The 19,618-nt window shown below is 75.7% G+C and carries 18 protein-coding genes; 4 read left to right on the top strand and 14 right to left on the bottom strand.

Going from position 1 to position 19,618, the window contains the following annotated elements:
- Nucleotides 1-9: 9 nt before the first annotated feature.
- The 5 genes from GCE86_RS03630 to GCE86_RS03650 all read right to left on the bottom strand — a co-directional run bounded on the left by GCE86_RS03630 (nt 10) and on the right by GCE86_RS03650 (nt 6,653).
- The gene (locus GCE86_RS03630) at nt 10-1,389 is read right to left on the bottom strand and encodes a glycosyl hydrolase family 18 protein (RefSeq protein WP_154225592.1); all 1,380 of its coding nucleotides are present in this window, start codon (nt 1,387-1,389) and stop codon (nt 10-12) included.
- A 171-nt stretch (nt 1,390-1,560) separates the two neighbouring features.
- The gene (locus tag GCE86_RS03635; protein ID WP_154225593.1) at nt 1,561-2,661 is read right to left on the bottom strand and encodes an L-dopachrome tautomerase-related protein; all 1,101 of its coding nucleotides are present in this window, start codon (nt 2,659-2,661) and stop codon (nt 1,561-1,563) included.
- A gap of 110 nt (nt 2,662-2,771) precedes the next feature.
- Nucleotides 2,772-5,033 (bottom strand): catalase, encoded by a 2,262-nt coding sequence (locus GCE86_RS03640; protein ID WP_154225594.1) that lies wholly within the window; start codon nt 5,031-5,033, stop codon nt 2,772-2,774.
- 124 nt (nt 5,034-5,157) lie between these two features.
- Entirely contained in the window at nt 5,158-5,823 is a 666-nt protein-coding gene (locus tag GCE86_RS03645) for a 4'-phosphopantetheinyl transferase family protein (RefSeq protein ID WP_154225595.1), read from the bottom strand.
- Complete coding sequence (locus tag GCE86_RS03650; protein ID WP_154225596.1) at nt 5,820-6,653, bottom strand: metallophosphoesterase family protein; 834 nt, start codon at nt 6,651-6,653, stop codon at nt 5,820-5,822. The genes GCE86_RS03645 and GCE86_RS03650 overlap by 4 nt, the downstream gene beginning before the upstream one ends.
- Nucleotides 6,654-6,809: 156 nt before the next feature.
- Here GCE86_RS03650 and GCE86_RS03655 point away from each other — a divergent pair, with 156 nt between their 5' ends.
- Nucleotides 6,810-7,583 carry a hypothetical protein gene (locus GCE86_RS03655; protein WP_154225597.1) on the top strand — a complete coding sequence of 258 codons (774 nt, stop codon included), beginning with the start codon at nt 6,810-6,812 and terminating at the stop codon, nt 7,581-7,583.
- Here the strand turns inward: GCE86_RS03655 and pip are convergent.
- From pip to GCE86_RS03670, 3 genes are all read right to left on the bottom strand, one after another.
- Nucleotides 7,576-8,532 (bottom strand): prolyl aminopeptidase, encoded by a 957-nt coding sequence (gene pip, locus GCE86_RS03660; RefSeq protein WP_154225598.1) that lies wholly within the window; start codon nt 8,530-8,532, stop codon nt 7,576-7,578. The genes GCE86_RS03655 and pip overlap by 8 nt on opposite strands.
- 43 nt (nt 8,533-8,575) lie before the next feature.
- The gene (locus GCE86_RS03665) at nt 8,576-8,950 is read right to left on the bottom strand and encodes a hypothetical protein (RefSeq protein ID WP_154225599.1); all 375 of its coding nucleotides are present in this window, start codon (nt 8,948-8,950) and stop codon (nt 8,576-8,578) included.
- Nucleotides 8,951-9,045: 95 nt separating this feature from the next.
- Nucleotides 9,046-9,915, bottom strand: a complete 870-nt coding sequence (locus GCE86_RS03670; protein WP_154225600.1) for an alpha/beta fold hydrolase — start codon at nt 9,913-9,915, stop codon at nt 9,046-9,048.
- Between the two features lie 132 nt (nt 9,916-10,047).
- Between GCE86_RS03670 and GCE86_RS03675 the strand changes: the two genes are divergently transcribed.
- A complete protein-coding gene (locus GCE86_RS03675; protein ID WP_208818068.1) occupies nt 10,048-13,296 on the top strand; it encodes an ATP-binding protein in 3,249 nt (1,082 codons plus the stop codon).
- A gap of 45 nt (nt 13,297-13,341) precedes the next feature.
- Here GCE86_RS03675 and GCE86_RS03680 read toward each other — a convergent pair whose 3' ends face one another.
- The 4 genes from GCE86_RS03680 to GCE86_RS03695 form a co-directional block, all read right to left on the bottom strand.
- Entirely contained in the window at nt 13,342-14,868 is a 1,527-nt protein-coding gene (locus tag GCE86_RS03680) for a coiled-coil domain-containing protein (RefSeq protein WP_154225601.1), read from the bottom strand.
- A 156-nt stretch (nt 14,869-15,024) separates the two neighbouring features.
- The gene (locus GCE86_RS03685; protein WP_154225602.1) at nt 15,025-15,987 is read right to left on the bottom strand and encodes a sensor histidine kinase; all 963 of its coding nucleotides are present in this window, start codon (nt 15,985-15,987) and stop codon (nt 15,025-15,027) included.
- Nucleotides 15,984-16,811, bottom strand: coding sequence for an MEDS domain-containing protein (locus GCE86_RS03690; protein WP_154225603.1), 828 nt, complete (start codon nt 16,809-16,811; stop codon nt 15,984-15,986). Before GCE86_RS03690 ends, GCE86_RS03685 begins: the two co-directional genes overlap by 4 nt.
- Nucleotides 16,812-16,834: 23 nt before the next feature.
- Nucleotides 16,835-16,975 (bottom strand): hypothetical protein, encoded by a 141-nt coding sequence (locus GCE86_RS03695; protein WP_154225604.1) that lies wholly within the window; start codon nt 16,973-16,975, stop codon nt 16,835-16,837.
- Nucleotides 16,976-17,032: 57 nt separating this feature from the next.
- Between GCE86_RS03695 and GCE86_RS03700 the strand changes: the two genes are divergently transcribed.
- Nucleotides 17,033-17,491 carry a GNAT family N-acetyltransferase gene (locus GCE86_RS03700; protein WP_244317168.1) on the top strand — a complete coding sequence of 153 codons (459 nt, stop codon included), beginning with the start codon at nt 17,033-17,035 and terminating at the stop codon, nt 17,489-17,491.
- A 24-nt stretch (nt 17,492-17,515) separates the two neighbouring features.
- Here the strand turns inward: GCE86_RS03700 and GCE86_RS03705 are convergent, their stop codons facing one another.
- The gene (locus GCE86_RS03705) at nt 17,516-18,031 is read right to left on the bottom strand and encodes a 2'-5' RNA ligase family protein (protein WP_154225606.1); all 516 of its coding nucleotides are present in this window, start codon (nt 18,029-18,031) and stop codon (nt 17,516-17,518) included.
- A gap of 86 nt (nt 18,032-18,117) precedes the next feature.
- On the opposite strand from GCE86_RS03705, the gene GCE86_RS03710 reads away from it, so the two are divergent.
- Nucleotides 18,118-18,627: a mycothiol transferase gene (locus GCE86_RS03710; protein WP_154225607.1), complete on the top strand. Its 510-nt coding sequence runs from the start codon at nt 18,118-18,120 to the stop codon at nt 18,625-18,627.
- On the opposite strand, the gene GCE86_RS03715 is transcribed toward GCE86_RS03710, so the two are convergent.
- A complete protein-coding gene (locus GCE86_RS03715; protein ID WP_239543402.1) occupies nt 18,611-19,585 on the bottom strand; it encodes a glycoside hydrolase family 88 protein in 975 nt (324 codons plus the stop codon). The two genes, GCE86_RS03710 and GCE86_RS03715, sit on opposite strands and share 17 nt — an antisense overlap.
- Nucleotides 19,586-19,618 lie beyond the last annotated feature (33 nt).

A 19,618-nucleotide genomic window follows, 5' to 3' on the forward strand; every position in this document is an offset into this window, starting at 1 on the left:
GGCCGGTGCTCAGACCGGCAGCCGCCAGACCTGGTTGGCGCCGCCGAAGCAGTCCCAGATCTGCAGCCGGGTGCCGTTGGCGGAGCTGTTGTCGGTGGCGTCCAGGCACTTGTTCGACTGGGGGTTGCGCAGGGTGCCGTTGGACTGCGCCTGCCAGACCTGGGCTCCGGTGCCGTTGCAGTCCCAGAGCTGCACCTTCGCGCCGTTGGCCGTGGAGCCGCTGGCGACGTCGGCGCACTTGCCGAGCGCCCGCAGGGTGCCGTCCCCGGCCACCGTCCAGCTCTGCGCGGCCGTGCCGTTGCAGGTGTAGAGCTGGACCGCGGTGCCGTTGGCGGTGCCGGCCGCGGCGACGTCGACGCACTTGCCGCCGATGCCGGTGATCGGGCCGGTCCGTCCGCTCGGCGGCGGGGTGCCGCCACCCGTGACGGTGTCGTAGATCGCGCTGACCAGCGACGTGGAGCCCGTGGTGTCCTGGGACAGCTCCCAGTTCATCATCCCGCCGGCGTTGGCCAGCGCCCACTGGGTCTTGCGCTTCACGGTCGGCACGCCGTTGTAGCACTGCTGCGCGCCGCTCACCGTCGTGCAGTCGCGGTTGGCGTTGGCCGGGTCCATGCCGACCAGCGCGGAGTACGTGTAGTAGCCGGGCCGGCTGTAGAAGGGCACGCCGAGCACCGCCTTGGCGGCCGGCAGGCCGCGCGACTTCCACAGGTTGACGCTGTTGACCGACCAGTCGTAGTTGGCGTGCGGGCTGCCGCCGTCGTACGCCATGATGTTCAGCCAGTCGACGGCGCCGAAGACCGCGGGCTGCACCCCGTCGACGTAGTAGCCCTCGGAGACCACGGCCGCGGTGAGCAGCTTGCCGCGGCTGTGCAGCGCGCTGCCGAGCTGCTGCATGAGCAGCGTGTAGTTGTTGGCCGAGGCGCCCGGGTCGGGATACTCCCAGTCGATGTCGACGCCGTCGAGGTTGTACTGGTTGACGAAGTTGACCACGTTGGTGACGAAGGCGCCGCGGGCGCCGGAGTTCGCGGCGAGCGCCTCGAACGCGGAGTCGTTGCCGTCGTTCCAGCCGCCGATGGCGATCGACACCTTGACGTTGCCGGCGTGCCCGAGCGACACCAGCGAGGAGAGCTTGCTGGGGTTCTCCACCGGGCGCAGGCTGCCGTCGTTGTTGGGCAGCACGAACGCGTAGTTGATGTGGGTGAGCTTGCCGTACTGGATGCTGTTGACGCTGCCGCTCCAGGACGGCAGGTAGCCGACGCTCTTGAAGTTGTTCGGCAGCACGACGGCCTCGGCGGCGGTCGGGGTCAGCGCGAGCGTGGCGGTGGCGGTGGCGAGCGCGAGCAGGCCGGCGGCCACGGGGGAACGGCGGCGGGGGCGCGGTGCGGACATCGAGGGCCTTCCCGGTGCAGGGGGCGCCGCAGCGCCCGCCGGCGCTGGTCGGGGCCGGCGCCGGGCGGGCGGTACGGGTCGGACGGGGATCGGTCTGCCTCGAGGTGACCAAATATTAAAGAGTATTAACTAAGGCGTCAATGAATGTCCGTCGATGAATCGGCGGGTCGCTCAGCGCAGCCGGACCGGACCGGCGTCGATGCGGACGCGGAACAGGGCGTACGGCTTGCGCCGCAGGTCCGTGCCGCCCTGGTACTTCGCCTGCCGGTGCAGCTGGTTGGCGGTGACGTAGAGGTGACCGTCGGCGGCCACGGACATCGTGTCGGGCCAGAGCAGCCGCGGGTCGTGCACCAGGGTCTCGAACTCGCCGTCCGCCCGCCGCCGAAGCACCGCGTTGTGCTCGTAGGAGGTCAGGTAGAACGCGCCCGAGTCGTCGGTCTCCAGGCCGTCCGAGCCGCCGCCCTTGTCGCCCTCGTCCACGACCGTGGCCGCCACCTGCTCCTCACTCAGCGTCCGGTCGGCGAGGGCGTCCGTCGCCACGCTGTACCAGCGGCGCGAGGCGAGCGGGCAGTAGTGCAGCCGGGAGCCGTCGGCGGACAGGGCGATGCCGTCGGAGCCCATGGCGACCGGCTTCGGCGGCCCGTCGGCCGGGCGTTCCAGGAACGGCCGCCCCTCCACGACGGGCCGGAAGGCGTCCAGCGGCTCGGCCTTGGTGGACGGGTGGTCGTGCAGCCGCCGCCACGACGCGCCGGTGGCCAGGTCCACCACGACGATGCCGTTCGGCCCCGAGTCGGAGGAGTCGGTGAGGTAGGCGAGGCCGGCGTCGCCCCGGCGCAGGTCGAAGCGCACGTCGTTGAGGTACGTGGTGGGCAGCGCCACGTCGGTCGGGAAGGTGATCACCTGCCCGACGGTGTCGGTGTCCAGGTCGACCCGGACGAGCTTCGGCCCGCCCGGCTTCGTCGGCTGGAACATCGGGCTGCCGGTGTCGACCACCCAGAGCCGGTCGGCCGGGTCCACCACGATGCTCTGCACCGAGACGAAGGCGTTCGCGTCGTCGTTCCCGGACGGGCTGTTCCAGCCCTCGTCGGGGTACGGGACCTCGCGGCCGTCGCGCAGCTCGACGACGGTGGCCGGCACCTCATCCCCCCACTGGGGGAAGTTCACGAAGACCCGGCCGGTGTGCGACACGCTCACCCCGGTCGGCATCGGGCCGGTGAAGGTGTGCACGAGTTCGAGATCGCCGACCGGCTCGCCGCCCATGGGCCCGTTCATCCGCCGCTCCTGACTGTGAGGCCCCCGTCCTTCCCGCCGGAACCGGGCACAAACGTCGGCGGCACGCCGGAGGGGCGGCCCCCGCCCGGGGCCGCCCCTCCGGGCTGTGCTCAGGACACCGAGGCGGGGAACCGTTCCCAGACCCGGTGCGCCCCCATCAGTTGCTGCACGGCGCCGAAGACCTCGGCCCCGGCGTCGCCGGCGACCACGCCGGGCGTGCCGGCCACCCCGGCCTGGCGCAGGACCTCGGCCCCGGCGTCCCAGGCGCCGATCGCCTTGGCGTGCCGCCAGGCCTCCTCGACCAGCAGCAGCACTCGCGGGTCGACGGTGGTGGAGCCGGCCGCGCCCGCCTTGTCGTCCCGGGCCGGCAGCGCGTCCGGCGCCGGCGCCGGGGAGCCGGCCAGCAGGACCGCGTCGAACTCCACCGACCGGCCGGTGGCGAAGGTCCGCTGCACCGGCAGGTCGCCGACCGTGCCGCCGTGCGCGGCGACCACCAGCGGCACCATGCCGGCGGCGAACACCGCCCGCCGGACCTGGTTCACCCCGTCGAGGTCGCTGTCCGCGTCCACCACGATGCCGACCATCCGGCCGTCCGCCGGCCACTCCCGGCCGACCTGCGACAGCGCCGGGCTCGGCTGCACCTCGGCCAGCGGCACGGTCGGCTTCGGCGCGGGCAGGCCCAGGCCGGTGGCCACCTGCTCGCACAGCACCGGGTCGACGTTGGCGAGGCACTGGAGCTGGCGCTCCTTGATCGCCTGGTGGTAGCACTTGCCCAGCTCGAAGGTGTACGCCCGGATGATGTGCTCCTTCTCCACCGGCGACATGCTCAGCCAGAACAGCCGTACCTGGCTGTAGTGGTCGTCGAACGACGCCGGGGCCGCGCGTACCTTCGGGGCCTCCGCGACCGTGACCGGCGTGTCGACGAACGCGTTCTCGCGGTCGCCGGCCGGGAAGGGGTTGCCGCCGTCGAGCGAGTTCGGCCGGTAGGGCGCCACGCCCGCGTGCACCGCGTGCTGGTGGAAACCGTCCCGGAGCATGTCGTTGACCTCGGCGTGCGGCCGGTTGATCGGGATCTGGCTGAAGTTCGGGCCGCCGAGCCGGGTGAGCTGCGTGTCCAGGTACGAGAAGAGCCGGCCCTGCAGCAGCGGGTCGTTGGTGACGTCGATGCCGGGCGGCAGGTGCCCGAGGTGGAAGGCGACCTGCTCGGTCTCGGCGAAGAAGTTCCGCGGCGTCCGGTTCAGGGTGAGCCGGCCGATGGCCTGCACCGGCGCCAGTTCCTCCGGCACGATCTTCGTGGGGTCGAGCAGGTCGATCCCGGCGAAGGTCTCCTCCGGGGTGTCCGGGAAGACCTGGATGCCCAGCTCCCACTCCGGGTACGCGCCGGACTCGATGGCGTCGTAGAGGTCGCGCCGGTGGAAGTCCGGGTCGATGCCGCCGATCAGCTGCGCCTCCTCCCAGGTCAGGGAGTGCACGCCCAGCTTCGGCTTCCAGTGGAACTTGACCAGCACCGTCGCCCCGGCCGCGTTGACCAGCCGGAAGGTGTGTACGCCGAAGCCCTCCATGGTCCGGTAGGAGCGGGGGATGCCGCGGTCGGACATGTTCCACATGGTGTGGTGCTGCGCCTCGGTGTGCAGGGAGACGAAGTCCCAGAAGGTGTCGTGCGCGCTCTGCGCCTGCGGGATCTCCCGGTCCGGGTGCGGCTTGCCGGCGTGGATGATGTCCGGGAACTTGATGGCGTCCTGGATGAAGAACACCGGCATGTTGTTGGCGACCAGGTCGAAGGTGCCCTCGTCGGTGTAGAACTTGGTCGCGAAGCCGCGGGTGTCGCGTACCGTGTCCGCCGACCCGCGCGAGCCGAGCACCGTGGAGAAGCGGACGAAGACCGGGGTCTCGGCGCCCTTCTTCAGGAAGCCCGCCCGGGTGACCTCCTCGGCGGTGCCGTAGGCGACGAACACGCCGTGCGCCCCGGCGCCGCGCGCGTGCACCACCCGCTCCGGGATGCGCTCGTGGTCGAAGTGGGTGATCTTCTCGCGCAGGTGGTGGTCCTGCAGCAGCACCGGGCCCCGCGGGCCGGCCTTCAGCGAGTGGTCCGTGTCGCGCAGCCGGGCCCCGTTCGCGGTGGTGAGGAAGGAGCCCTGCTGCCCCTTCGCGATCTTCGGCACGCCGGTCTCGGCGCCCGTCGGGGTACGCGTGTCCGGGGCGCCCTGCTCCTCCTTCGGCGGCAGCGGACCGTGCGGCGTCGTCGGCTCGTCGAACGGGGGCGGGGCGCTGCCCGGCGCACCGGGAACGTCCGGGGTCAGGATGTCGGTGACCTTCTCGGTGGCGGCCTCCACGACATCCTTGACGACCTTGGCGGGCTTGCGGGAATCCATCAGGACCTGTCCTCCATGCGGCGAAACGACCAGGTCCTCAAGGCCCTACCCGGGGCCGGAGGGGGCAAACCGGATCACTCGGACGCGTGGAAGGCTCACCCGCGACCGGCGACCGTCACCCGGGTCAGGGCTGCCGGGGCACGGCCACGGCCGTGACCACGAGCCCGTCGGCGACCACCCACCGGCCGTGCAGCGTGGCCAGCGGAGGGCCGCCGTCCGCGCGGGTGGCGTCGACCAGCACCCGGGCCGTGAAGCTGCCGGCGGCCGGGTCGACGGACAACTCGGCATCCTCGAAGCCGAGCCAGCGGCCGGTCAGCGGATACCACGCCTTGTAGACCGACTCCTTGGCGCTGAACAGCAGCCGGTCCCAGTGCACGGCCGGATGGGCCCCGCGCAGCCGCGCCAGCGACGCCGGCTCGCCGGCCGTGGTGACCACCCCGGCCACGCCGTCGGGCAGCGGCTCGTGCGGCTCGGCGTCGATGCCGAGCCCGGCCAGCGTGTCGTCCCGGGCGACCGCCGCGGCCCGGTAGCCGGCGCAGTGGGTGATGCTGCCCACCACCCCCGCCGGCCAGCGCGGTTCCCGCTTCGGGCCGGGGCGGATCGGCGCCGGGGCGTACCCGAGGCGGGCCAGGGCCTCCCGGGCGCAGCGGCGGGCCGTGACGAACTCGCGGCGGCGGGCCTCCACGGCCCGGGCCAGCAGGTCCTCCTCGCCGGGCCAGGGGGCCTCGCCCGGGATGTCGGAGAACGCCTCGACGGCGACGGCCCCCGGCGGGAGCAGGGCCTCGATCACCCGGCACCGCCGAGGATGCGCCGCATCGGCCGCGGCTCGCCGCCCCGCCGCCCCCACTCGCGCGGGTAGCCCAGCGACACCTCCTCGAAGCGCACCCCGTCGTGGTGGGTGGTGCGGGGGATGTGCAGGTGCCCGTAGACCGCCACGGCGGCGCGGTGCCGCAGGTGCCAGTCGGCCGTGCGGTCGGTGCCGCACCACTGGGCGAACTCCGGATACCAGAGCACGTCGGTGGGCTCGCGGACCAGCGGCCAGTGGTTGACCAGCACGGTCGGCAGCGCCGGATCGACCGCGGCCAGCCGGCGCTCGGTCCCGGCAATCCGCTCCCAGCACCAGGACTCCCGGTCCGGGTACGGGTCGGGGTGCAGCAGCACCTCGTCGGTGCACACCACCCCGGCCGCGTACGCCGCGCGCAGCGACTCCTCCTTCGAGGTGGTGCCGGGTGCCCGGAACGAGTAGTCGTAGAGCAGGAACAGCGGCGCCACGGTGACCGGCCCGCCCGCGCCGCGCCACACCGGGTAGTCGTCCTCCGGGGTGAGCACGCCCAGCTCGCGGCACATGCCGACCAGCGCGTCGTAGCGGGCCCGGCCGCGCAGGGTCACCGGGTCGGCCGGGTGGGTCCACAGCTCGTGGTTGCCGGGCACCCACACCACCTGGGCGAACCGGTCGCGGAGCTGGCGCAACGTCCGCTCGACGTCCGCGAACACCTCGCCGACGTCGCCGGCCACGAGCAGCCAGTCGTCCGGCGACTCGGGCCGCAGGCCGTCCACGACCGTGCGGTTCTCGGCGTACGACACATGGAGGTCACTCACCGCGTACAGCGCACCGGTCACCCCGCCGATCTTGCCAGCGCCGGTGGCGGACCGGTAGGCGCGGACTTGAGCGCTGTCGGGGGTCCGACGCAGAATGGCGGGCATCGGTGTCGCGACCCCGGCGGCGGCAGGGCCGCACGGGCTGAAACGTCGACTCTTCACGGAAGGGGCGACGGCATGCACCCGATGCTGCGTCGGCTCGACGACCTCGCCACCCATCTCGCCACGCGGCCGGACACCGTGGCGCTGCTCGGCCTCGGCTCGGCCGGCGCCGACCACGACCGGCTCGACGACCACTCCGACCTGGACTTCTTCCTCGTCGTCGCCGACGGCGCGGTGGGCCGTTACGTCGACTCGACCGACTGGCTGGCGGCGCCCTGCCCGGTGGCGTACAGCTTCGCCAACGAGCGCAACGGCCGCAAGGCGCGCTACGCCGACGGGATCTTCGTGGAGTACGCGGTCTTCACCGTGGCCGAGCTGGCCCGGTTGCCGTTCACCGGCGCCCGGGTGGTCTGGCAGCGCCCCGACGCCCCGGCCGGGCTGGCCGGCAGCGGCGCGCCGGCGCGTCCCGCCACGCCGTACGACACCGTCGAGTTCCACCTCAACGAGGCGCTCACCAACCTCTACGTCGGCCTGCACCGCGAGCTGCGCGGGGAACGGCTCACCGCGGCCCGGTTCATCCAGTCGTACGCGGTGGACCGGGTGCTCGCCCTGCTGCGGCTCGCCGAGCCCTCGGCGGCGCACCGGCGGGACCCGTTCGACCCGAGCCGCCGGGTCGAGCAGGCGTACCCGCCGGAGGTGCTGCCGCTGGCCGCCATGGTCCCCGGGTACCGGCACAACCGGGCGGCCGCCCGGGCCACGCTCGACTGGTTGGCGGCCCGGTTCCCGGTCGACCCGGCCATCGGCGAGCCGGTCCGGGCGCTGCTCGCGGAGGCGGGGCGGGTCAGCTGAGCAGGCCGGCGAACCGGTCGGTGGCGCGGAGCAACTCCCGGGCGATGCCCGGCTCGGCGGCCGAGTGGCCGGCGTCGGGCACGATCCGCAGCTCGGCCTCCGGCCAGCGCCGGGCCAGGTCGTACGCGGACACCGGCGGGCAGCACAGGTCGTAGCGGCCGTTGATGATCACGGCGGGCAGGTGGCGGATCCGGTCCACACCGTCGAGCAGTTGCGTCTCGCCGAGGAAGCCGCCGTGCACGGCGTAGTGCGAGAGGATCCGGGCGATCGGCAGCGCCTGCTCCTCGGCGGTGAAGTGGGCGAGCACCCCCGGGTCGGGGCGCAGCGAGGAGTTGACCGCCTCCCAGCGCCCCCAGGCGACCGCACACGCCCGGGCCTGCGCCTCGTCCGGCCCGTGCAGCCGCCGGTGGTAGGCCGCCAGCACGTCGTCGCGTTCGGCGGCGGGGATCGGGGCGACGAACCGTTCCCACTCGTCGGGCTGGAGGTGGCGCAGGCCGCCCTGGTAGAACCAGTCCCGCTCGCTGCGCCGCAGCAGCAGCACGCCGCGCAGGACGAGTCCGGTGACCCGCTCCGGGTGGGTCTGGGCGTACGCCAGGCCGAGGGTGACTCCCCACGACCCGCCGAACACCAGCCAGCGGTCGATCCCGAGCCGCTCGCGGATCGTCTCCAGGTCGGCCACCAGGTGCCCGGTGGTGTTGCCCCGCAGCTCGCCGAACGGGGTGCTGCGCCCCGCGCCGCGCTGGTCGAACAGCACGGCGCGGTAGCGCAGCGGGTCGAAGAACCGGCGCGCCGCGGGCACCAGCCCACCGCCCGGCCCGCCGTGCAGGAAGACCACGGGTACGCCGTCCGGACGGCCCACCTCCTCCACGTGGAGTTCGTGGCCGTCGCCCACGGCTATCCGGTGGGTGGCGTACGGCTCGACGGGCGGGTACAGGCGTGGCTCGGTCATGCCGGACCATCCTGCCCGCTGCGGGCCGGTCGTGCGGGGACGGTCAGCAGGCGACGCTGCTGCCGAGGTTGTCGAGGAGGGCGTCGGCGACCCAGCCGGACACCCCGGTCGTGGTGTCCCGCAGGTAGGTCCACGTGTAGGTGGTGTGCCCGTTCGCGCTGACCCGGTCGCCGTTGCTGTAGCAGTGGAAGTCGACGCTGTGGCTGAGCTGGCCGTAGCCGAGGGATCCGCACGTCGTGTGCGGGCCGGTGCGGATGTTGACGTTGCTGGCGTTGAAGAGCGTGCCGAGCTTCGTGTCGATGTTGGAGTGCGCGTGGCTGCAGGACGCGCTGGCCGGAGCGGCGGCGGTCACCACCGCGACACCGGTGCAGCCGACCGTGACCGTGACCGCCGCCGCGATCGAGGAGAACTTCCGCATGTCGATCAACCCCCGAACGTGAGAACCCCCACACGTAAAGTGATCAGATATTTACATCTTTCACCGTCCCGGGCAAGGGTCCGCACGCGCCGACCTCAGCGGGCCAGCAGCGCGCGCAGCTCCTTCACCACCTCGGCCGGGGCCTCCTCGGCCATGAAGTGCCCGTACGACACCGGCACGTGCCGCAGGTCCGGCGCCCAGGCCCGCCAGCGCGCCGCCGCGTCGAAGCCCAGCGCGGCGCCCCAGTTCTGCTGGAGCACGGTCACCGGCATGCGCAGCACCCGGCCCGCCGCCCGGTCCGCCTCGTCGTGCGCGAGGTCGATGCCGGCCGACGCGCGGTAGTCCGCGACGATCGAGGGGACGGCCGCCCGGCAGGCCCGCAGGTACGCGGCCCGCACGTCGGCGGGGATCGCGTCCGGGTCGCCGGCCCAGAGGTCGAGGAAGTGCCCGAAGAACTCGTCCGGGGCGGCGCCGATCAGCCGCTCGGGCAGCCCCGGCGGCTGCGCCATCAGGTAGAGGTGGAAGCCGACCGCGGCCGTCACGCCGTGCATGACCTCCCAGGTGTCGAGGGTGGGCAGCACGTCCAGCGACGCCAGGTGGGTGATCGTCTCCGGGTGGTCCAGGCCGGCGCGGATCGCGACCAGGGCGCCCCGGTCGTGCCCGGCCAGGGCGAACCGGTCGTGCCCCAGCGCCCGGGCCAGCGCCACCACGTCGGCCGCCATGGTCCGCTTGGCGTACGCGGTGCCGTCGGTGTCCGCCGGCTTGTCGCTGTCGCCGTAGCCGCGCAGGTCGGGGCAGATGACCGTGTGGTCGGCCGCCAGGTCGGCGGCGACGTGCCGCCACATGAGGTGGGTCTGCGGGAAGCCGTGCAGCAGCACGATCGGGCTGCCGGTGCCGCCCACCGCGGCGTGCAGCGCCACGCCGTCGGCGACGGTGACGCGGCGCGACTCGAATCCGTTGATCATGAGGTGTCCTTTCGGGGTGTGCTCCGGTTCGCGTCGAGCCTCCCCGGTGCCGGTCAGTGGCCGATCAGCAGCGGATGAGTGCCCTGGCCGGGCCGCCGGTGCGCGGGCACCCGGCTGCCTAGAGTGGGCGGGGTGACCGACCCGCCGCGCGTACCCCCTGTGACCTTCGGGGTGCTCGGGCCGCTCGTGGCGGCCGGCCCGCGGGGCCCGGTGGCGCTGAAGGGCGCCCGGCAGCGGGCCGTGCTGGCCCGCCTGCTGGTCGCCCGGGGCCGGGTGGTGCCGGTCGACCGGCTCGTCGGCGACCTGTGGGCGGAGCCGCCGGAGGGCGCGGTCGGCGCCGTGCGCACCTTCGTCGCCGACCTGCGCCGGGCCCTGGAGCCCGACCGGCCGCCGCGCCAGCCGGCCCGGCTGCTGGTCACCGCCCCGCCCGGGTACGCGCTGGCGGCCGCCACCGGCGCGGTCGACGCGGGCCGGTTCGAGGCGGCCGTCGGTGCGGCCGGGGAGTCGCTGGCCGTCGGGGGTGCCGCCGCGGCCCTGACGGCCCTGGACGACGCGCTCGCCCTCTGGCGCGGCCCGGCCTACGCGGAGTTCCCCGCCGAGCCCTGGGCGCGGGCGGAGATCGACCGGCTGGACGAGCTGCGGCTGCTCGCCGTCGAGCGGCGCGCCGAGGCGCTGCTGGCCCTGGGCCGGGCCGCCGAGGCCGCCGGCGACCTGCGCGCCCAGGCCGCCGCCCAGCCGCTGCGGGAGGAGACCTGGCGGTTGCTCGCGGTCGCCCTCTACCGGGCGGGCCGGCAGGGCGACGCGCTCGCCGCGCTCCGGGAGGCCCGCGCCGTACTGGTGCGGGAACTGGGGGTGGACCCCGGGCCCCGGCTGCGCCGGCTGGAGGCCGACATCCTCGCCCAGGCCCCGCACCTCGACCCGGCCCCGGTCGGGCCCGCTCCGGCCCCGCCCGCTCCGGCCGCGACGCCGGCCTCGGTCGTCCCGCCCGCTGCGGGCGCGACGCCGGCCGCGGGAGCGGGGGAGGAGCGGCGTCCGTTCGTGGGACGCGCGGCCGAGCTGGCGAGCCTCACGGGGCTGGCCGACCGGGTGGCCCGGCGCGGCCGGCCCGCCCTCGCCCTGGTCTCCGGGGACGCCGGCGCGGGCAAGACGGCGTTCGTCGAGGCGCTGGCCGACCGGCTCGCCGCCGCCGGCTGGACCCGTGCCTTCGGGCGGGTCCCGGAGTACGAGGGCGCACCGGCCGCCTGGCCGTGGACGCAGCTCGCCGCCGCCCTGCCCGAGCCGGCCGAGGCGCCGGCGACCACGCCGGGCGACGGGGAGCCCGCCGTGGCCCGCTACCGGCTGCACCGGACGGCGGGCGCCCGGGTGGGCGCGGCGGCGCGGCGCGGGCCCGTCCTGCTCGTCCTCGACGATCTGCACCGGGCGGACGAGGACACCCTCGACCTGCTGACCGCGTTGTTCACCGGGCCGGAGCCGGTGACCGGACCGGTGCTGGCGGTCGGCACGTACCGGGCCACCGGGATCACCCCGGCGCTCACCGGGGCCCTGGCCCGGCTGGCGCGCCTCGAACCGGTCCGGGTCTACCTGGGCGGTCTCGCCGAGGCGGAGACCGGCGACCTGGTCCGCACGGTGGCCGGGGCGACGGACCCCGACACGGTGCGGGCGCTGCACCGGCGCAGCGGCGGCAACCCGTTCTTCGTCCGGGAACTGGCCCGGCTGCTCGCCGCCGAGGGGGCCACCGCGCTGGAGCGCGTACCGGCCGGGGTGCGGGACGTCATCCGGCACCGCCTGGCGCAGCTGCCCGAACCGGCCCGGGCGGTGCTGCGGCAGGCCGCGGTGCTCGGCCGGGACCTCGACCCGGACGTGCTGGCCGCGCTGGTCGGGGAGGAGGCCATGCTGGACGCCGTGGACCGGGCCGCGCAGGCCGGGTTCCTCACCCCCGACGGCATCCGGTTCGCCCACATCCTCGTCCGCGACACCCTCTACACCGACCTGTCGGCGCCGCGCCGGGCCCGCTGGCACGCCGCCGTCGGCGCCGTGCTCGAACGGCTGCGGCCGGACGACGTCACGGCCCTCGCGCACCACTTCGGACAGGCTCCCGGTCCGGCCGCCGCAGCCCGGGCCGCCCGGTACGCCGCGGCCGGAGCCGAACGGGCCGAGCGGCGCTGCCACCCGCACGAGGCCGTCCGGCTCTGGCAGCAGGCCGTCACCGCCCACGACCGGGCCGGCGGCGACGACGTACGCGGCCGGCTGGCCGCCGTCATCGGGTGGGGCCGCGCCCTCGCCGTCACGGGCCACCTCGACCGGACCCGCCGGCTGCGGGCCGAGGCCGTCGCCACCGTGGAACGGCTCGCCGACCCGGAACTCACGGCCGACGTGCTGGCCGCCTTCGACGTGCCGGCCGTCTGGCCCCGCAACGACGACGAGGAGCTGTCCCGGCGGATCGTGGCCGCCGCCGAGGCCGCCCTCGCCGCGCTCCCGGCCGATCAGGCGGCCCGGCGCGCCCGGCTCCTCTGCACCCTCGCCCTGGAGTTGCGCGGCGACACCGGCGACCGGGGCCGGCGGGCGGCCGCCGAGGCCGAGGAGATCGCCCGCGGCCTCGGCGACCCGGCCCTGCTGGCCTTCGCGCTCAACGCCCGCTTCATGCACGCCGTCGACCGGGCCGGCCGGGCGCCGGAACGCGCCCGCATCGGCGCCGAACTGGTCGACCTGGCCGTCCGGCACGGCCTGGTCACCTTCGAGGTGCTGGGGCACCTCATCCTGCTCCAGGCGCACTGCGCCCGCGCCGACGTGACCGCCGCCGACGCCCACGCGGCCGCCGACGCCCACGCGGCCGCCGCCGACCGGCTCGCCGCCCGCTACGAACTGCCCCTCGTCGGCGTCTTCACCGCCTGGTACGCCGCCCTCCGGCTGGCCGTCGCCGGGCGCCGCGCCGAGGCCGAGGCAGCGTACCGGGCGGCGGCCGTCCGGCTCGACGCCGGGCAGATGCCGGGCATGGCCGCCGGGCTGCTGCCGTTCGCCCTGCTCTGCCTGCGGCTGTCCACGGGGGACGACCTCGGCCCGGCGCTGGCCGACGCCGCCCACACCGGCCCGTACGCGCCGTGGGTCCGGCCGCTGGCCCTGCTCGCCGCGGGCCGCCGGGACGAGGCTGCCGCCGCGCTGCGCGCCCTGCCGGAGTCGCCGCACGACCTGCTGCGCGAGGCGCGGCTCTGCGTCGCCGCCCGGGCCGCCCTCGACCTCGACGACCGCGCCACCATGGCCCGGCTGCACGCCGCCCTGCGTCCCGCCGCCGGCGAACTGGCCGGCGCCGGCAGCGGCGTGCTCACGGCCGGCCCGGTGGCCCGCCACCTCGCCGACCTCGCCGCCGCCCTCGCGCGCGACTGACCCCCGCCGGCCCTCCGATGTGGGGGACCGGGCGGTGGGGACGGGTCAGGCGTTGGCGGGGACACCGCCGTCGGGGCCGGGGGCCGGCTCGGAGGTGGCCTCCGCCTCGGGGGCGAGCCGCGGCGCCGGGGTGCGCACCGCGAACGCGTCGAAGCTCGGCCGCTCCAGCGAGGCCCGCTCCAGGAACGGCTCGGCGCTGGGCCGCTCGCCGTCGGCCCGCTCGCCGGGATCGGGATCGGCGGCCGCGTCGGTCACGGCGGCCGGCACGGCCACCGCGGCCGGGGCGGGCACCACCACGGGGGTGGGCTCCGCCGGTGTTCCGGCGGGCCGCGGCGCCACCATCGGGTACTCGGCCGTCTCCACACCGCCGGCGGCCGCCGCCATCACCGCCGCCGCGGCCAGGTCGGCGACCCGCTTGGCCTCCCGCTGCACCCGGGCCCGGGTCTCCTTCGCGTGCTGCTCGGCGAGGTCGGCCGCGCGCCGCGCGTCCGCCAGCCGCTTGGTCTCCGCCGTCAGGTCCCGGCGTACGGCGACCAGCTGCTCCTCCAGCGCGGCGCCCTGCTCCTCGACCGCGGCGATGTCCCGGCGGGTCCGCTCCAGCTCCTGGCCGGCCGTCTCCAGCTCGGCCTTGAGCTGCGTCAGCGCCTCCTGCCGCTGCTGGACCTCCTGCTGCACCGTGGTGAGCTGCTCCTGGTGCGCCGCGGTCTCCTCGTCGGCCCGCTCGCGCACCTCGGTGGCGTACTGCTGCGCCTCGGCGACCAGGGCGGCGATGTCGCGCTCCGCGGCGGCGGCCCGGTCGGCCAGCTCCTGCTCGGCCGCGGCCCGCTGCTCGTCCAGCTCCCGGGCCATGGTGGCCTGCCACTGGGCCAGCTCCTGCTGGGCCTTGCTCCGGTTGGCCTGTACCTCCTGCTGGATCTGGGTGCGCGCCGCCTTCACCAGCGCCTCGGACGCGGAGCGGGCCTGCTCGACCTGCTGGGCGCTCTGCTCGGCGATCCGCTTCGCCTCCTGCTGGGCCCGGTCGTGGGCGGCCTGCCCCTCGACGCGCAGCTTCTCCGTCAGCTCGCGGATCGCGGTGAGCTCCGCCTGCGCGGCGGTGTGCCGCTCCTCGTCCACCTTCTCCTGCTCGGCCCGGCGCGTGGACAGCTCCTCGGCCAGCTCGCGCCGCTCCCGGTCCGCCTCGTCGCGCGCGGCGGCCAGCACCTTCTCCGCCTGCGCCTGGAGCTCGGCGGCGCGCTTCGTGGCCGCCTCGGTGATCTGCCCGGCCTGCTTCTCCGCCAGGTCGAGGATCTGGTCGACCATGGGGCCGAGGTCGCGGAAGGACGCCCGGTCCACCTGCGTCGGGCGCTGCCGCAGCTCGGCGGCCTCCGTCTGCGCTCGCTGCGCCTGCGCGGTCAGCTCCCGGACCTGGGCGTACGCGCGGTCGCGCTCGGCCGTCACGGCGGTCAGCTCACCGTCCACCTGCTCGACGTACCGGTCCACCTGGCGTTTGTCGTAGCCGCGCAGCGCCGGGTCGAACCTCGGCCGCGCGGACACGTCGTCGTGGGGTGCGAACGGTTCCTCGCCGTTGGACATGCGCCATCCTCCGTCGGTTCGCCAGCGCCAGGCCGGCGGATGACCGCCCCGCAGGGCATGATGAGGCGCAACGGTACCGCCGCCGGCGCGCGGGTTCCGCCCCGCCCCGCCCGCGATCGTGAACTCGGGTCCACCTGGGCCGCCGGGCGGTCCGACTCACACCGGGAAGTACGGGTTTCCGGCGGTCAGCCGGATGGTGAAGCCGTCGGTGTCCCGGTGCAGCGCCACGTGGTTGCACGACTGGTGGCTGATCCACAGGCCCAGGCCGCCGGCGGCGCCGTTGCCCGCGGGCAGCAGCCCGGCGTACGGGTCGGCCGGGCCGGGACCCCGGTCCTGCACGGTCACCACCATCCGGTCCGGCGCGCTCCACAGCCGCATCCGCACCGGCGGCACGCCGTGGCGCAGCGCGTTGCTCACCACCTCGCTGACCGAGACGACCAGGTCGTCGAGGTGGTCGGCCGGGAGCTGGCCGCGGTGTGCGGCACGGACCGCGTCGCGCGCCTCGGCCGGGGCCGGGTCGACCAGCTCGACCGCCGGCCCCGTGCGCTGCAGCGGGTCGGGCAGCATGGGGCGTGGCTCGGCCAGATAGGCCGCCGGCTCGGTGTAGGCGTCGGTCGGCTTGTGGCTGCCGTCCGGCAACGCCACCCGTGGATGGGTCCGCACCACGTCCGCCAGCACCCGGGACGGGCTGTCCCGGACGTCGTACGCGCACATGCTCCAGAGCGGGAAGTCGTCGTAGGCGTGGTTGATGGCCGACTCGTAACGGGCCCACCAGTCCCAGGTGGCGCCCAGCGCGGCCGGCGGCAGCTCGCCGACGATCCGGATCTGCCGGGCGCCCTCGGCCACGTACGAGCCGAGCAGCTTCCGGTAGGCGCGGATCGCGGCGGTCGGGCGGGCGTAGAGGTCGGCACCGGGCAGGAAGGTGACGCCGGCGCCGGCGGGCAGGGCGCGGCGGACCAGATCGGCGTTGCGCTCGCCGAGGCCGACCACGGTCGGCTCCCCGGCCTCGACGCCGCCGAGCAGGAACGGCAGGACCACGGCCAGGAGGTGCTCGTCGGAGTCGTAGAGGATGGCCTCGTGGTAGTAGCCCACGTGGCCGGCGGCGGCTCCCGTCCTCATCGGACCACCTCCACCCGCACCTCGGTCAGGTCGAGCAGCTCGACCAGCCGCGCCGCGGCGGAGTGCGAGGTGCGCAGTACGGCGGTGGCGTCGTGCCGCCGGGCGTGGTCGCGCAGGTGCAGCAGGCAGCGGTGGTCGACGAAGCGCAGTCCGGCCGCCTCGAACACGAGCCGGCCGCCGACCGGGCGCGGGTCGGCCCGGTCCAGCGCGGCGGCGAAGAGCCGGTGGTTGGACGGGTCCAGCTCGCCGCCGAGCTCGACCACCGCGTCCCCGCCACCGGCGTGCAGCCGGAACAGCACGTCGGCGTTGGTCTCGGGGTGCATGCAGGCCAGCTCGGCGATCGCGGCGTCGCCGAGCTCCCGCCGGTCGTAGGCGCAGACCGCCGACATCGGGTGCCGGCGCATCCAGTGGTCGATGAGGTGCTCGTACCGGGCGAACGCCGCCCGCTGGGCGGGAGAGCGAACCAGGGCGGTGGCCTCGGCCACCACCCGCAGGCCGGTGTAGCCGGCGGCCAGCGCGTCGCGGGTGGCCGCCGCGTAGGCCCGGACCTGCTTCTCCGGGTCGACGATCTCGTCGTGGCGGTAGGCCCGCTCCACGGGGACCAGCCGGAGCGCGCGCCGGCTCAGTGCGGTGTCGCGACCGGGGAGGCGCGCCAGCCGGCCGGCCAGCACGTCGGGGTCACCGGGACCGACCAGCCAGACCTGCTCGCCGGCCGCGAGGCCCGCGGCCAGGTGGGCGACCGCCCGGGCGTCCAGCGCCGCCGGGTCGTCGTAGGCCACGCAGAGGTGACCGTACGTCGTCGACGACGCGCTTCCGCTGGTCACTCGGCCCGCTCCACGCGGCCAGTCTAGGTCCACTCCGGCACGGCCACCTCCCGGCCACCGTGTGGTTCGCGTACGGCACCCTCGGCCAGCCGGTCGCGGGTGACGATCGGACCGTGCCCGAGGACCCGGCACCGGTTCCGGTGGGCGGCGACGACCCGCGCCACCCGCGTCGTGATGGTCCGGATGGCGCGGTACCACGCCCGACCGGCATGCTGTACCGCGTGCCGATCACCGTCCGTGAGCTGACCGGGGCGGACTGGCCGCGGCTGTGGCCGATGCTGCGCGACATGGGCGTCGGCGACGGGCCCGCCGAGATCCACCGCGAGCGGTTCCTGCTGCTGCTCGCCGATCCCCGCTGGGCGCTGCTCGGCGCGGTCGGCGACGACGGGCTGGGCGGGTACGCCGCCGCCCAGGACCACGGGCCGCACCTGCGCTCCGGCGACGCGCACCGCACGGTGCGCCTGCACGACCTGTACGTACGCCCGGACCGGCGCGGGCGCGGCGCCGGCCGTGCGCTGCTGGCCGCCGTGTCGGAGTGGGCGGCCGGGCGGGCCCGTCACCTGGAGTGGCAGGCCCACCGGGAGCGGGCGGCGCCCTTCTACGAGCGGCTCGGCCACCGCGGCGATCCCTGCCCGCAGCCCGACTACCCGACCTTCCTGGTCGACCTCGGGCCGCGCTGACCCCGCCGCGCCCGTGCGCGGGAGTCAGGCGAGCGGGTGGGAGATCCCGCGGGCGTGGTCGGTGACGGCGGCGCCGACCACGGTGGCGGTGAGCGGCAGCACCTCGAGGCAGCGGCGCACCGCCGCGGCCAGCAGGGTGTTCGGCACCCGCATGGACAGCGTGCAGTGGGGCACCCAGCGGCCCGGCTGGTAGTGCTCCACGAGGCCGATGCCGGCCCGGGCCAGCCGCTCGTGCACCGCGCCGTGGTGGGCCAGGAGCTCCGGGGTGGGTGCCGGACCGAGCCAGAGCACCCGCCCCACGAACTGCCCGGCGTGCTGGAACTCCAGCCGCAGCGGGGCGGCCACCACCATCCCGGCCAGCGCCTCGGCGACCCGGTGCGGGTCGAGACGCGGCGCGACCGCCAGCGACACGTGCGGCCGGTGCCGCTGCTCCAGCAGCGACTTCATGCTCTGCACGCCCTCGGCCTCCAACGCGTCCCAGAGCACCCGGATCCGCCGGGTGGCGTCGGTGTCGAGATACAGCTCCAGCGCCGCGACCACGCGATCACCCTAAGGGGGTGAGGTTTGCCGCCCGGCCTGGGCGGTACTGCCTCCGGTGGCACCGACGGCGGAGGAGCGTGGGACCCGTGGACGCGAACGACCTGCTGACCGATGCGTTCGGCCGGCTGCCCGACCTGGTGGCGGGAGCGATCGAGGGACTGAGCCCGGAGCAGCTGCGGCAGGCCCCGGCCGCCGGGGCGAACCCGGTGGGCTGGCTGGTCTGGCACCTCACCCGGATCCAGGATCACCAGGTCAGCGACGTCATGGGGGAGGAGCAGCTCTGGGCCGGCGGCGACTGGGCGGGCCGGTTCGGGCTGGCCGCCGACCCGGACGACACCGGATACGCGCACAGCCCCGAGCAGGTCGCCCGGGTGCGGCCGGAGGACGGCCGGGTGCTGCTCGACTACCACCGGGCGGTGGTCGACCGGACCCTGGCGTACCTGCGCGGGCTGCGTCCGGCCGACCTGGACCGGGTGGTGGACGAGAACTGGGATCCGCCGATCACCCTCGGGGTGCGGCTGGTGAGCACGCTGGACGACGACCTCCAGCACGTCGGTCAGGCCGCCTACGTGCGCGGGCTCATCCAGCGGGGCTGACGGCCGCCCGGGCGCGGCGCAGCGCGGCGTGCCCGAGCAGGTGGAACGCCTGCGCCTCCGGGGAGGTGCCGGGCCCCGTGAAGTCCGGCGCCCCGCTGACCCCGGTCACCCGTCCGAGGCGGTCCACCCGCCGGGCCGCGGCCGCCAGCAGGTCGGCGCCGGTGCCCAGCCACGACGCCGGCAGCCACCCGTCGGCCACCCCGGTGAGCGCCGCGTACCCGAGAAGCTGGGCGGTGTTCGCCTCCCGGAACGAGCGGGGGTCGTCGAGCACGTCGGGGAAGAGCCCGTCGTCGGCCCGGTACGCCAGGCAGGCGTCCAGCACGGTGCGGGCGTGCGCGGCCAGCTCGGCGCGGGGCCCGGCCGGCCAGTCCGGCGCCAGGCGCAGCGCCCGGGCGATGCCGGCCACCACCCAGCCGTTGCCGGTGCCCCAGGGGCGCGGCTGGTCCAGCTCACCCCGGTCGGAGTCCCAGCGGGCCGCGTAGAGGCCGGTGCGCGGGTCGAACAACCGGCGGCGGTGCCCCTCGACCTGCGCGGCGGCCAGGTCGGTCCGGCCGGCCAGCGCCAGCAGCGGCACCACCATGTACACCGTGTCCGCCCACACCTGGCGGCTGTCGAGGAGGTGGAACAGGGTGCCGTCGGCGGCCCGGGGCGCCCGGGCGACCAGCCAGTCGAGCTGCGCGTCCAGGGCGGCGGCGTAGCGCGGGTCCCCGTCGGTCGCTGCCGCGTGGCGGACCGCCTCGCCGCAGGCCGCCCCGTTGACGGCGCCGGCCTCGCCGGACACGTCGCCGAGCCGCCCGTCCGGATGCTGCCGGGTCACCGCCGCGTCGGCGACCAGCAGGGCCAGCTCGCCGAGCCCGAGGTCGAGCAGGGCGTGCCCGGTCACCCCCTGCTCCCACGACTGGCGCTGCATGGCCAGCAGCGCGGCGAGCACCCGGTCGGTCGTGGCGTCCCCGGTCATCCCCATTCCTCCGCAGTACCCGACTTCCGCCCG

The organism is Micromonospora terminaliae, from assembly GCF_009671205.1.
Classification (GTDB): Bacteria; Actinomycetota; Actinomycetes; order Mycobacteriales; family Micromonosporaceae; genus Micromonospora; species Micromonospora terminaliae.